General features: G+C 73.3%; 11 protein-coding genes and 1 tRNA gene. 8 read left to right on the top strand and 4 right to left on the bottom strand.

Annotated elements, in window-relative coordinates; all coding sequences use genetic code 11:
• Nucleotides 1–165: 165 nt before the first annotated feature.
• Entirely contained in the window at nt 166–1,380 is a 1,215-nt protein-coding gene (locus tag AB0J67_RS11585; protein ID WP_363479871.1) for a cysteine desulfurase-like protein, read from the bottom strand.
• Between the two features lie 24 nt (nt 1,381–1,404).
• Nucleotides 1,405–2,187 (bottom strand): hypothetical protein, encoded by a 783-nt coding sequence (locus tag AB0J67_RS11580; protein WP_363479868.1) that lies wholly within the window; start codon nt 2,185–2,187, stop codon nt 1,405–1,407.
• Nucleotides 2,188–2,340: 153 nt separating this feature from the next.
• Between AB0J67_RS11580 and AB0J67_RS11575 the strand changes: the two genes are divergently transcribed.
• The 6 genes from AB0J67_RS11575 (at nt 2,341) to AB0J67_RS11550 (ending at nt 9,567) form a co-directional block, all read left to right on the top strand.
• Entirely contained in the window at nt 2,341–3,012 is a 672-nt protein-coding gene (locus AB0J67_RS11575; protein WP_363479865.1) for a hypothetical protein, read from the top strand.
• 187 nt (nt 3,013–3,199) lie between these two features.
• Nucleotides 3,200–3,272 (top strand) — tRNA-OTHER (locus AB0J67_RS11570).
• 33 nt (nt 3,273–3,305) lie between these two features.
• Nucleotides 3,306–4,562: an ankyrin repeat domain-containing protein gene (locus tag AB0J67_RS11565; RefSeq protein WP_363479862.1), complete on the top strand. Its 1,257-nt coding sequence runs from the start codon at nt 3,306–3,308 to the stop codon at nt 4,560–4,562.
• Nucleotides 4,563–4,853: 291 nt separating this feature from the next.
• Nucleotides 4,854–7,334: a beta-L-arabinofuranosidase domain-containing protein gene (locus tag AB0J67_RS11560; RefSeq protein WP_363479859.1), complete on the top strand. Its 2,481-nt coding sequence runs from the start codon at nt 4,854–4,856 to the stop codon at nt 7,332–7,334.
• Between the two features lie 183 nt (nt 7,335–7,517).
• Nucleotides 7,518–8,870, top strand: coding sequence for a HEAT repeat domain-containing protein (locus tag AB0J67_RS11555; protein WP_363479856.1), 1,353 nt, complete (start codon nt 7,518–7,520; stop codon nt 8,868–8,870).
• A gap of 58 nt (nt 8,871–8,928) precedes the next feature.
• Entirely contained in the window at nt 8,929–9,567 is a 639-nt protein-coding gene (locus tag AB0J67_RS11550) for a hypothetical protein (RefSeq protein ID WP_363479853.1), read from the top strand.
• A 16-nt stretch (nt 9,568–9,583) separates the two neighbouring features.
• On the opposite strand, the gene AB0J67_RS11545 is transcribed toward AB0J67_RS11550, so the two are convergent.
• Nucleotides 9,584–10,264 carry a hypothetical protein gene (locus AB0J67_RS11545; protein ID WP_363479850.1) on the bottom strand — a complete coding sequence of 227 codons (681 nt, stop codon included), beginning with the start codon at nt 10,262–10,264 and terminating at the stop codon, nt 9,584–9,586.
• A gap of 150 nt (nt 10,265–10,414) precedes the next feature.
• Nucleotides 10,415–10,903: a MarR family transcriptional regulator gene (locus AB0J67_RS11540; RefSeq protein WP_363479847.1), complete on the bottom strand. Its 489-nt coding sequence runs from the start codon at nt 10,901–10,903 to the stop codon at nt 10,415–10,417.
• 77 nt (nt 10,904–10,980) lie between these two features.
• Here AB0J67_RS11540 and AB0J67_RS11535 point away from each other — a divergent pair, with 77 nt between their 5' ends.
• Nucleotides 10,981–12,030, top strand: coding sequence for an LLM class flavin-dependent oxidoreductase (locus AB0J67_RS11535; protein ID WP_363479844.1), 1,050 nt, complete (start codon nt 10,981–10,983; stop codon nt 12,028–12,030).
• On the top strand, nt 12,023–13,054 hold the full coding sequence (locus AB0J67_RS11530) for an LLM class flavin-dependent oxidoreductase (RefSeq protein ID WP_363479842.1): 1,032 nt from the start codon (nt 12,023–12,025) through the stop codon (nt 13,052–13,054). The genes AB0J67_RS11535 and AB0J67_RS11530 overlap by 8 nt, the downstream gene beginning before the upstream one ends.
• Nucleotides 13,055–13,076: the final 22 nt, after the last annotated feature.

Below are 13,076 nucleotides of genomic sequence, written 5' to 3'. Positions count from 1 at the left end.
GGCCGACTGTCGCGTGGAGGGTACAACCCGCCCGGCCCGGCCACCAACCGTGGCGACCGTTATACCGCTGCCAGCGCAAACACCCGATCCTGAGGTGGTCCAAACTGGAATGCGTGACGTGCGGGCATTCTTCTGCGTAAATGTAGCGGTCACCCGGGGTGACGGTCAGGCGGCCGACTTGGCCGCCGTGCGCAGGGTGTCCAGGAGGACGTCCACGTCCTCGGCGGTGGTGTAGTGGTAGACGCCGGCGCGGACGGCGCCGCCGGTGTCGCGCAGGCCCGTCGTCTGGAAGTACTCCCAGGCGTAGTAGTCCCCGGCGAAGGCGCAGATCCCGGCGTCGCCGAGCAGGGCCGACGTCGCCGCCGGGTGCTGCGTGCCGAGCCGGAACGACACCGTCGGGCACCGGTCGTCGGGCGCGGGGCACAGCGTCACCGCGTCGATGCCCGCCAGCCCGTCGACGAGTCGGCCGAACAGGCCCGCCTCGTAGTCGCGTACCGCGGCCAGGGACGTCAGCACCCGGTCGCGGCGGCCGCCGGGGGCGGCCGGGTCGAGGCCGGCCAGGTGGTCGACCGCGGCGGTGACCCCGGCCAGCGAGGCGAAGCTCGGCGTGCCCAGCTCGAAGCGCTCCGGCACGGCGTCGCTGGACGGGCGCAGCTTGAGCGGGCGCAGCGTCTCCAGCAGTGCCGGGTCGGCGACGCAGGCGGCCAGGTGCGGCCCGGACCACTTGTACGCACTGGTCACGTAGAAGTCGGCGCCGAGCGCCGCGACGTCGGTCGGCTGGTGCGGGGTGGCGTGCACGCCGTCGACGTACACCAGCGCGCCGGCCGCGTGTGCGAGCGCGGCGATGGCGGGCACGTCGGGCCGGGTGCCGATGGCGTTGCTGGCGGCGGTGACCGCGACCACGCGGGTGCGCTCGTTGATCAGCTCCCGGTACTGGCCGGTGGGCAGCTGACCGGTGGCCGGGTCGAACTCGGCCCACCGCACGGTCGCGCCGCGCTCGGCGGCCAGCTGGATCCACGGCCGCACGTTGGAGTCGTGGTCGAGCCGCGAGACGACTACCTCGTCGCCGGGCTGCCAGCTCGCCGCAACCGTCCGCGCCATGAGGTACGTCAGCGAGGTGGCGCTGGAGCCGAACACCACGCCCGCCGGGTCCGCGCCGAGCAGGTCGGCGACGGCCCGGCGCGCCTCGACGACGATCTCCAGGGCGCGGCGGCCCGGCGCGAACGCGTCGCTGCGGTTGGCGACCGCGCCGGTGTACACGGCGTGGACCGCTCGGGCGACCGGTTCGGCCACCAGCGAGCCCGCCGCCGCGTCGAAGTGCCGGAATCCCTCGCCCAGGGCCGGGTAGGCCGCGCGGGCTGTCGCGATGTCGAACGCCATGGCGGCGACTCTAACCCGCTGCGATCAGGTGGTACGCATCCGCCACCGGCTGAGCCCCGCCCGCAGGCCCAGCTGGACGCCGAGCGTGGCCGCCAGCGCGACCCCGAACGCCCCGGCGGTGCCGGCCGGCTCGACGAGCACGGCCACGCCGAAGCAGAAGACGGCGAAGCCGACCAGGCCGTGGGCGACGCCGCGCAGGGTGCGTACCGCCTGGTCGGAGCCGCTCTGGGCGAGCACGAAGGCGGCGACCACGCTGGTGGCGATCGGGAACGGCGCCAGCACCCCGGTCAGACCTGGCCCGAGCGCGCCGGACGCGGCGGTGACCGCCACCACCAGGGCGGCGGTCGCGGCCGCCCGGCCGGGCAGGTCCCACCACGGCCAGGCGGGCGCCCCGTCGGCGGGCCCGGCGGGCGGCACGGCGGGCAGCATCCGCAGCGCCGCGACGACCGCCGCGAGCACGACGCCGAGGCCGAGCACCGGGGGAAGGGCGAGCCCGGCCAGCGCGAAGTCCCCGGCCAGGCAGGCGGCCCAGGCGGCGGCCAGCGAGCCGGCCCATCCGGTGGTACGCGAGCAGCGCGCGAACACCACCGTGAACAGCGCGAGGGTGACCAGGCCGAGCAGGGCGGCACCGGCCGCGCGGGCGCCGAACGCGGCGCCGTGCTGCAGGCAGGTGATCAACAGGATCGGCCCGGCCACGATGGGTAGCGCGACCAGGGTGCCGGTCACCTGCGCGCCCCAGCGCCGTCCCGCGAGCGAGGAGGCGACGACCAGGCCGGGCGCCAGCACCAGCTTCAACAGCAAGATCACGTCGTCACCCTAGGTGCCGGTCGGACCGACCGGAAGCCATCGTTCGTAACTCTATGTAGTCGCATGATCGCGTAGAAGCATGCCCACTGCCCACCGGGGTCGCGTGGGGCTCAATTCGTTGGCGATCGGCCGAGTCGCTGGCAACCTTGCCCCGTGCATGTGGATCAGCTGGCCGAGTTCGCCTGGACCTTCGACATCGTGCACCCGGACGCCGACCGGCGCCGGGCCGCGATCGAGCGCGAACGCGGCTACCAGAACGAGTGGGCGCGCCACCACACCTGGGTGCGCATCGCGCGCCAGCGCGTCGCCGAGCGCGACGGCGCCACCCCGCGCCTGCAGGCCGAGTACGACCAGGTCCACGCCGCCATGCGCGACGCGTACGACCGGATGTTCGCCGCACCCATCTGGCACTACCTGTCCGGGGCGGCGGCCGCCGAGGAGCTCGCCCCGTTCGCCCGCCACGCCGTGCTCTACCTGCGCTGGGAGACCGAGTACCCGGACGAGTGGGCGTCGCTGGGCAAGAGCTGGGCGGCCAAGCGGCACATCCTGCGCACCCTCGCCACGCAGGGGCCGACCCCGGAGACCCATGGCGACCTGCTCGCCCTGGTCGGCGCGGCGGTCCGGCGCGAGCACCGCTGCGAGGACCTCGGCTACGTCAAGCTCGCCCGCGCGCTGCACCAGCCGTCGGTTCGCATGATCGTCGAGTGGGCCGAGGACGACCTCGACGGCCTGGTCCGCCTGCGCGCCGGCTACCTGCGCTGGGCCCTGGACCACCCGGGCGCCCCCGTCACCGCCGCCTCCTGGCACGCCTGGCTACGAGCCTGACCAGCCGCCGCGTCGTGGCACGCCTGGCTACGAGGCCTGACCATCCGCCGTGTTCCGGGTCGCCTGGCTGCGACGCCTGACCGGCCGCCCGTCCCGGCCCGCGGGCGGGTCGCCCGCGCACCCGACGTGAAGGCCGCTCGCCCGTACCCGCGCACCGGGCGAGCGGTCGCTAGACTGCCCGCCGGGCGGGGCCGTAGCGCAGAAGTCGTCGCGCTCGCACTCACATCGAGAGGACGCCGGTGCGAATCCGGCCGGTCCCGCTCCCCACCCGACGGTGACAGGGAGATCCGGGCATGTCCGACTGGCGGTGGGAGCACCTCACCCGCACCCCGCTGCATCACACGGCCCCGGCGGTGGTCGACGAGTGCACCCGGCTGCGCGAGGCGGGGGACTGGGCCGGCGCCTGCCGTGCCGCCGGGCTGACGCCCGCGGTCGACCTCGCCGACGTGGCGGTCACCTTCGGCGGCTCCGCGGCCCTGCGCATCGCCGAGGACCTGCGCCACCTCGCCCCCGACCTGCTGGGCGCCTACCTTGCGACCGGATACCGCAGCTGGCCGCAGTGGACCCGGCTCGTCGTCCTCACCCGCCAGGCGTCGATCCACCGCGCCGTCCCGGCCTACCCGTACGACTACGGCAAGGAGCGCAAGCGCCTGCTCGGGCTGCTCGACGGCCCGGTGCTCGTGATCACCGGACCGGCGTCGTCGGCCGAGGACCGGGGCGCGCACCTCGGGGTCACCGACGCGAGCCGGCTGCCCGGCTACTGGACCCCGCTGCCGGTGTGGTGCTGGCGCGCGGACGCGGTCGCCGAGCGCCGTGCCGCGTACGCCGCCAGGCACCCCGAAACCCTGAGCGACGCGGCATACCTGGAGCCGGGGCCGATGTCCGCCCATGACCTGCACCCGCTCGTGTTCGAGGCGGTGCGGCCCGGCCAGACCCGGCGGCCGTCCGTGCCGCACTGGGACTTTCCCGAGGTCAGGGTGCGCTGCACGACGGTGTGGCACCGGATGCGGGTCGCCGATGGCCGGCTGGACGCCCTCGACCACACCCCGCAGGAGATCAGGCGCGAGCTGGCGCTCGGCGCGCTCGGCGGCCGGATCCAGGGCTGCGCGGCGGCGCTGCGCGCCTGGCAGACCGGCCACGGCCGGCTGCCGAAACGGCTGCGCTGGCAGCGCGCCGACCTCTTCCACGCCGCCCGGCGCGGGCGCACCGACCTGGTGGTGTCGATGCTCGACGCCGGGTTCGACCCGGCCGTCGCCGAGGGTAGCGGCGGCACCCTGCTGCACGTGCTGTCCCACCTGGACCACCAGGTGCTGCTGCCGCGGCTGCTCGCGGCGGGCCTGCCGGTCGACGGCCGGGACAAGGAGGGCGCGACGCCGCTGCACCGCGCCGAGGAGGCGCTCGCGGATGACCTCGCGGCGGCGCTGCGGGCGGCCGGCGCCGATCCCGGCGCCACCGACCTGGCCGGGCGGGTGCCCGCCGCCCGCCGCCTGCTGCCCCGCTACGAGATCGTGGCCCAGGTCCGGCGTCCATCAGCGTCGCCGCGCAGCTGACCTCGGCCCGCCGCCATGTCCACGTTGGCCGAAGGTTCGCTGACGAACCCCATCGCCTTCCGCGTCTCCCGGCGAAGATCGCCTCGCGGTGTCAGAACCTGTGGTGCGAGCGCAGATCATGGCACAAAGCAGCGATCTTGGCGGGACGGGGCCGCCTGGCAGCAGTGCGCCGAAAGGTTTCGAAAGCTGGCGCAATGAGCCGGACATCTTGCCGAAAGGGTTTTCGTAGGACATCGTCAGATCGCCCGGACACTTCGCTCTCACCGCCCCGTCCCCGAGAAAGGCGAAGAGATGTCCGCACTGTCCCGCCGTACCGTGCTGCGCGCCGGCGCGGTCGGCGCCGCAGCCGCAGCGGTCGCCGGTAGCCTGCCCGCAGCACCCGCGCACGCCGCCCGCACCGACATCGGCGTGTCGGTCCACCCGTTCCCGCTCGGCGCGGTGACGCTGCTGGCCGGCCCGTTCCTGAGCAACACCGGCCGCACCCAGAGCTACCTGAGCTTCCTCGACGCCGACCGGCTGCTGCACACCTTCCGCCTCAACTACGGGCTGAGCTCGTCGGCCACCGCGTGCGGCGGCTGGGAGTCGCCGACCACCGAGCTGCGCGGGCACTCGATGGGCCACGTGCTGACCGGCCTCGCCCAGGCGTACGCCGGCACCGGCACCACCAGCTTCAAGACCAAGGGCGACTACCTCGTCGCGCAGCTGGCGATCTGCCAGGCCCGGGCGACCACGGCCGGGTACAACACCGGCTACCTGTCGGCCTTCCCGGAGAGCTTCATCGACCGGGTCGAGGCGCGCCAGCAGGTGTGGGCGCCGTACTACACCCTCCACAAGATCATGGCGGGGCTGCTGGACATGCATCTGCTGGCCGGCAACGCGCAGGCGCTCGCGGTGCTCACCGCGATGGCGGGCTGGGTCAAGTTCCGCAACGACCGGCTCACCCAGACCCAGCGGCAGAACATGCTCGACACCGAGTTCGGCGGCATGAACGAGGTGCTGACCAACCTCTACCAGCTCACCGAGAACAGTGCGCACCTGACCGCGGCCCAGCACTTCGACCACGCCGAGGTGTTCGACCCGCTCGCGGCCAACACCGACGCGCTGAACAACTACCACGCCAACACCCAGATCCCGAAGGTCATCGGCGCGATCCGCGAGTACCACGCGACCGGCACGACCCGCTACCGCGACATCGCGGTCAACTTCTGGGACATCGTGGTCGGGCGGCACACCTACGCCATCGGCGGCAACTCCAACGGCGAGTACTTCAAGGCGCCCAACCGGATCGCCAGCGAGCTGTCCGACAGCACCGCCGAGTGCTGCAACACGTACAACATGCTCAAGCTGAGCCGCCAGCTGTTCTTCACCAACCCGGCCCGCGCCGACTACATGGACTACTACGAGAAGGCGCTGTACAACCACCTGCTCGGCGCGCAGGACCCGAACTCCGCGCACGGCTTCCACAGCTACTACATCCCGCTGCGGGCCGGCGGCATCAAGACCTACAGCAACGACTACAACAACTTCACCTGCTGCCACGGCACGGGCATGGAGACCAACACCAAGTACGGCGACAGCATCTACTTCCACTCCGGCGACAACCTGTACGTCAACCTGTTCATCGCCTCCCAGCTGAACTGGGCTGCCAAGGGCGTCACCATCCGGCAGGACACCACGTTCCCCGAGGCGCCGTCCAGCAGGCTGACCGTCACGGCCGGGTCCGGCACGTTCGCGCTGCGCGTGCGGGTGCCCGCGTGGGCCGCCGGGGCGAGCATCCGCGTCAACGGCACCACGCAGAGCGGGGTGACACCCGGCTCGTACGCCGTCATCAACCGCACCTGGGCCACCGGCGACGTCGTCGACGTCTCCCTGCCGATGGCACTGGTCCGCGAGGCCACCCCGGACTCGGCCACCACCCAGGCGGTCAAGTACGGCCCGATCGTGCTCGCCGGGGCGTACGGCAGCACGAACCTGTCCGCGCTGCCCACCCTGAACGCGTCGTCGATCGCCGCGACGGCCACGCCGCTGCAGTTCACCGCGAGCGCGTCCACCGGCAACGTGACCCTGCTGCCGTTCTACAAGATGCACGGCCAGCGGTACACGGTCTACTGGAACGTCACCACGACCACGCCGCTGCCCGCGTTCGTGGCGCACTACCTGTTCAACGAGACCTCCGGCACCACGGCCGCCGACGCCACCGGCAACGGCAAGACCGCGACGGTGGCCGGGGGCGCGACCTGGGTCGCCGGGCGCACCGGCAACGCGGTCAACCTCAGCGGCACCGCGCAGTACGTCAGCCTGCCGTCGGGCATCCTGGCCGGCGCGTCCGCGGTCACCATCGCCACCTGGGTGCGGCTGGATACCCGGACCAACTGGGCGCGGCTGTTCGACTTCGGCTCGAACACCACCACCAACATGTTCCTGGTGCCCAGCAGCAGCTCGGGCACGGCCCGGTTCGCGATCACGACCTCGGGCTCGGGCGGCGAGCAGCGCATCAACGCCCCCGCCGCGCTGCCCACCGGCGCCTGGACGCACGTGGCGGTCACCGTCGGCGCCGGCGTCGGCATCCTGTACGTCAACGGCGCCGAGGTCGCCCGCAACACCGCGATGACCCTCACCCCGGGCGCGCTGGGCAGCACCTCGCAGAACTGGATCGGCCGCTCGCAGTACAGCGGCGACCCCTACCTCGACGGCGCGGTCGACTCGTTCCGCGTCTACAGCCGCGTGCTGACCGCCGCCGAGGTGTCGAGCCTCCACTCCACGGGGCAGTAGTCGCCCCCGGCACGCGCCGCGCGTCATGCGCCGCGCGCCGCGCGACGGGCCCGGCGGGTCGACGCGAGGCGGGCGGCGCCCGAGGCTCCGGCCGAGCTGTTCCCTGGGCTCGGCCGGAGCCTCTGGCCTGCGCGCGGCCGATCGCGGGCAGAATGTCGGCGCGCTGACGTAGCGTGGCGTCCCATGTGGAACGCATCGCTGATCGAGGATCTCGCCTCGACCGACGGCGCGGTCCGGACGGCCGCGCAGGAGGCGATCGTGCGGGCCGGGGCGCAGTCCGTGCCCGCGCTGGTCGCCGAGCTGTGCCGCAGTCGGCAACGGATCGACTGGGGGCTGACCGCGCAGCTGCTCGGCCGCATCGGGCTGCCCGCGTTCGCACCGGTGGTCGACGTCATCGCCGAGCATCCGGACCCCGAGGTGCGCCGCTACGCGTGCTTCGCGCTGAGCTGGATGAAGCTCGACGACCTGACACCCTACGCCGAGCTGCTGCGGCACCCGAGCGCCGAGGTGCGGGCGCAGGCCGCGTACGTGCTGCAGTGCCGCAAGGAGCGCTCACTGCCCCACGCCGACGCGCTGCTCGCCCTGCTGCGCGACGAGGACGAGCAGGTGCGCCAACGCGGCCAGTGGGCGCTGCCTGAGCTGGGGCCGGGCCTGCTCCCGACGCTGCAGCGGATCCGGGCGCACGGACCGGGCGGCCTGCGCCGGGGCGCGCTGACGGCGCTGGCCGACATCGACCCGGCCGCGATCAGCGAGCGCGACCGGGCCGCGGTGCGGCGGCTCATCCGGGTCAAGCAGCGCGCCGAGACACCCGAGCCGGTCCACCTGTGCGGCACGTGGCTCGCCGTGCGCAGCACCGACCAGGCGGCCGTGCTGTCCGCCCTCGACCTGTCCGACCCCGAACCGGTCACCCTGCGGCTGGGGGAGTCGGCCTGGAACCACGACCACCACGGATGGCACCTTCAGCACGACGACCATCGGCGGCACGGGCGCGCATACGTCACCCCGGCCGTCGACGGCTGGACGCTCGTCTTCGGCGCCGACACCGCCATGGCCCACGCCGATTCGGACGACCCCTTCGACTGGGCGTACGCGGTGATGTGCACCTGCGCCCGGCTCAGCGAGCTGTTCGGCGCGGCCCACCTCTACGGCATGAGCTGCGGCGACGGCTGGACTGCCTGGTGCCTGGCGGAGGACGGGACGGTCCAGCGCTTCTACGAGGCCGACGCGGACAACCACGCCGGACCGCGCCACCCCGCCGAGGAGGGCTTCCTGCTGCCCGACGAGCGCCCGGAGCTGCCCGCCGACGCCTACGCCGGGATCGACTTCGCCGACACCGACGCGTTCATGGCGCGCCGCGCCGAGCTGATGGAGCGCCTCGGCATCCCCGAGACCTGCCACGCCACCGACATAGCGGCGCTCACCTCAGTCGATCCGAGCGCCTTCGGTCCGCACACCCGCATGAGCGGGCAGGGCGTGCTCGCCCTCACCGCGTGCGGGCGCGCGTACGGCACCGCCCCCGGCGCCCTGCGGATCTGACCCGTGACGGGCGCGTCGCGGCGGCCGCCGGGCCCGGCGGACGGTGTAGTGTCCCGCCGTGATCTCGCCCGACGAGGTGCTGGCGCAGCTCGACGCCGCCGCCCGCGCTTTCGGTTTCGCCGACCCGGACCACGGCTACCACCACGCGATCGACGCCCGGCTGCACGCCTTCCGCGACGAGCGCCGCTGGGCGCTGGTCATCGAGCTGGTGGGCTTCCACGCCCGCGCGGGCAACGTCATCGACGTGCTGCACTGCTTCGGCAACTGCCTGACCGGCGGCGCGCCCGGCTACGGACCGGGCGACTTCATCGAGCGCGTCGAGAACATGCACGAGCTGGAACGCGCCGGCCACGGCGGCATGGTGCCGGTCGTCGTGCGCGGCGAGGCCGTCCCGGTCCGTGCGGAGGCCGGCGAGCCGGTGTGGGACGTGCTGCGCCGCCTGGTGCCCGAGTACCGCGACCTGCTGCTCGCCGACGAGCAGGAGTTGCGCCACCGGCTGCCCGCCGACCTGCCGCGGATCATGGTGCTGCAGGAGTGGTGGCACCGCGACCCGGCCCGCCACGACCAGCTGCCCAGCGAGACGGAGACGTTCCAGCAGCTCGCGCAGGTGCTGGCGACGGGCGACGTGGCGGCGTACCGGCCGACGCACCGGCCGAACACGCACTGGTCGTTCTGGCCGGAGTCCGGCTCGCTGTGAACCGGACCGGCCGTGGTCAGTACTTCATGACGCAGTAGACGACGGTGGGGTGGGTGTAGCGGTACCAGTGGTTCCACTTGTAGTCGCGGGTGCACCGGTCGCCGTTCTTCGCGCCGGGTACGATGTCGATGACGTGGACCGTGCCCTTGGCCTTGCACTTGGCCGCCGCGGTCACCCACCCGCTGCCCGCGGGCAGCTTGTAGCAGTAGTTGCGCACCAGGTAGAGCTCCATGCACAGCCGGTAGCCGTCGACGGTGATGTACGGCGAGTCGGGGTCGGCGCAGGTGCGCTGCGAGTGGTCCACGGACAGGACCCGGTAGGTGCCGCTCGAGCCGTTGCAGTTGCCGAGCCCGAGGTAGTTGCCCGACGTGTCGACCGCGACGCAGTCGCCGACCCGGACCGGGGCGGGCGGCGGCGCGGCCTCGGTGGTCTCGACCACCGGCGGCGGGGAGTAGACCGCGGCCTCGGTGGTGCGTGACGCGGGCGACGGCCGCCCGCTCGCGCTCGGGCTGCCGTCGAGCACGTTGAACACCACGATGCCGCCGATGGCGAGGCCCGCCAGGCACAGCACCAGCACGCCGGCGACCACGCCGATGATGAGTCCCGTGTTGCTGCGGGGCTGCGGCGGGACGGGGCCCGGCTGCCACGGGGCGGTGGGCGGATACTCGGGCGGTGTCGGCGGCGGGGTGAACGTCACCCGAGGAGTTTCACACAACGCGCCGACAATCCCACAGTGTGATCGTCCACACTGGATCTCATCGCGGCCCGCCCGGTGCCGCGGCAGGGATCCCGGCCGTGGCACGGTGGCAGGTCAGGCCAGCAGGCACCGTTCGGCACGGCTCACGGCTCACGGCTCACGGGACGCCAGGCCGGCGCGGAGCGCCGCGGCGAGTTCGCCCGCCGCGGTCAGCTGGTCCGGTGTCAGGGCGTCCACGAACAGCTCGCGGACCGCGCGCAGGTGGGGGACCGTGGCGGCGTGGAACGCCTCGGCTCCGCTGTCGGCCAGCACGATCTCGGCCCCGCGGCTGTCGGCGGCGCACTCCTCGCGGCGGATGAGCCCGCGCCGCTCCATCCGGCCGAGGTGGTGGGACAGGCGGCTGCGCTCCCAGTTGATGCGGGCGGCCAGCTCGGAGGAGCGCATCCGCCGGTCCGGGGCCTCGCTGAGGGCGAGCAGCACCGCATAGTCGCCCGGCGACAGCGAGCAGTCACTCTGCAGCCGCGAGGCGATCTCCGAACGCAGCGCCTCCGTCGTCTCGATGAAGTCCCGCCAGATCCGCAGCTGCTCGGTCGTCGGCAACTGGCGTCGTCTGCGCTGTTCAGGTGTGGTGCGCGTCATGGTCCCTCCGATTGACATGTCAATCATACCGGCTTACATAATTGACATGTCAATCAGCCGACCGGGAAGGGGCAGCGATGCCGACAGCAGCATTCGAGCTGGGACTCAACTCGTTCGGCGATGTCGCCACCGACGGCGACCGGGTCCTCAGCGACGCCGAGACCGTGCGGCTGATCGTCGAGGAGGCCCGGCTGGCCGACTCCGTCGGGCTCGACGTGTTCAGCGTGGGGGAGCACTACCGGGAGGGCCACACCGACTCGGCGACCCCCGTGCTGCTCGCGGCCATCGCGACCGCGACCGAGCGGATCCGGCTCGGCACCTCCGTCACCGTGCTCAGCACCAACGACCCGGTACGGCTCTACCACGAGTTCTCGACCCTGGACGCGGTGTCGCACGGCCGCGCCCAGCTGGTGCTCGGCCGGGCCTCGGCCACCGAGTCGTTCCCGCTGTTCGGCTACGACCTGGCCGACTACGAGCGGCTGTTCGAGGAGAAGCTCGACCTGTTCCTGCGGCTGCAGCGCGAGGACCGGGTCACCTGGTCCGGCACCGTACGCAGCCCGCTGGTCGAGCAGCGCCTGCACCCCCGGATGCGGCCCGGCGGCATCCCCACCTGGATCGGCGTCGGCGGCAGCCCCGGCTCGGTGGTCCGCGCCGCCCGCCACGGACTGCCGCTCATGCTCGCGATCATCGGCGGGCGGCCGCAGCGCTTCGCCGGCCACGTCGACCTCTACCTGCGGGCGCTGGCCCAGTTCGGGCACCCCGCGCTGCCGATCGGGCAGCACTCGCTGGGCCTGGTCGCCGACACCGACGAGCAGGCCCGGGAGACCTGGTGGCGGCACTGGCAGCCGGTCGTGGCGAAGATCCAGCGGGAGCGCGGCTTCTACCACCCGACCCGGGAACGCTACGAGGCCGAGCTCGACGGCGGCGCGCTGTTCGTCGGCTCGCCCGAGACGGTCGCGCAGAAGATCGCCACGGTGGCCCGCGACCTGCGGCTGAGCCGCTTCGACCTCAAGTACGACATCATGCACCTGCCCCGCCAGGCCCGCGCCCGCAGCATCGAGCTGCTCGGCCGCGAGGTCGCCCCGCGGGTGCGGGAACTACTCGCGACGGAGCCCGCCCATGTCTGATCTCATCTTCGGCCTCGACACCTTCGGCGACGTGCCCGAGGACGACGCGGGCCGGCCGGTGTCCTACGCGGCCGCGATCCGCCAGGTCGTCGCCGAGGCCGTGCTCGCCGACGACCTCGGCGTCGACGTGCTGGCCCTCGGCGAGCACCACCGGCCCGAGTACGCCGTGTCCACCCCGGAGACCGTGCTCGCCGGGATCGCCACCCGCACCTCGCGCATCCGGCTCGGCTCCGGCGTGACCGTGCTCAGCTCCGACGACCCGGTGCGGGTCTTCCAGCGCTTCGCCACCGTCGACGCGCTGTCGCAGGGCCGCGCCGAGGTCATCCTCGGCCGGGGCTCGTTCACCGAGTCGTTCCCGCTGTTCGGCTACGACCTGGCCGACTACGACGCGCTGTTCGAGGAGAAGCTCGACCTGTTCGTGAAGCTGCTCGACGAGCAACCGGTCACCTGGACGGGCACCATGCGCCCGCCGCTCGACCGGGCCGACGTCTTCCCGAAGACCGCGTCCGGCCGCCTCACCACCTGGGTGGGTGTCGGCGGCTCGCCGCAGTCGGTCGTGCGCACCGCGCGCCACGGCCTGCCGCTCATGCTCGCGATCATCGGCGGGCGGCCGCAGCGCTTCGCGCCGTACCTCGACCTCTACCGGCGGGCCGCCGAGCAGTACGGCACCACCGCGCACCCGGTCGGCATGCACTCGCCGGGCTTCGTCGCCGACACCGACGACGCGGCCAGGGCGGTGTTCTGGCCGCACTACCGGGTCATCCGCGACCGGATCGGCGCGCTGCGCGGCTGGCCGCCGGTCACCCGCGCCGAGTTCGACGCCGAGGTCGAGCACGGCTCGCTCTACATCGGCTCCCCGGAGACCGTCGCCCGCAAGATCGCCGGTGCGGTGCGCGCGCTCGGCGTCGGCCGGTTCGACCTCATCTACACCGCGGGCGCGCAGCCGGTCAGCGCCCGGCTGCGGGCGGTCGAGCTGTACGGCTCGAAGGTGCTCCCCATGGTCCGCGACCTGCTCGCCGGCTGACGCCGCCGCACGTTGATCGGAG

Origin of the sequence: Catellatospora sp. NPDC049609 (assembly GCF_040675365.1) — a bacterium.
In the GTDB taxonomy this organism is placed as follows: domain Bacteria; phylum Actinomycetota; class Actinomycetes; order Mycobacteriales; family Micromonosporaceae; genus Catellatospora.
The sequence above is the reverse complement of the archived record's forward strand: the minus strand, read 5'-3'. Positions and strand labels throughout refer to the sequence as shown.

Bases quoted from the DNA above. Each gene is read 5' to 3' on its own strand.
- AB0J67_RS11585 (WP_363479871.1), bottom strand. From the start codon at position 1,380: ATGGCGTTCGACATCGCGACAGCCCGCGCGGCCTACCCGGCCCTGGGC.
- AB0J67_RS11565 (WP_363479862.1), top strand. From the start codon at position 3,306: ATGTCCGACTGGCGGTGGGAGCACCTCACCCGCACCCCGCTGCATCAC.
- AB0J67_RS11560 (WP_363479859.1), top strand. From the start codon at position 4,854: ATGTCCGCACTGTCCCGCCGTACCGTGCTGCGCGCCGGCGCGGTCGGC.
- AB0J67_RS11555 (WP_363479856.1), top strand. From the start codon at position 7,518: ATGTGGAACGCATCGCTGATCGAGGATCTCGCCTCGACCGACGGCGCG.
- AB0J67_RS11540 (WP_363479847.1), bottom strand. From the start codon at position 10,903: ATGACGCGCACCACACCTGAACAGCGCAGACGACGCCAGTTGCCGACG.
- AB0J67_RS11535 (WP_363479844.1), top strand. From the start codon at position 10,981: ATGCCGACAGCAGCATTCGAGCTGGGACTCAACTCGTTCGGCGATGTC.
- AB0J67_RS11530 (WP_363479842.1), top strand. From the start codon at position 12,023: ATGTCTGATCTCATCTTCGGCCTCGACACCTTCGGCGACGTGCCCGAG.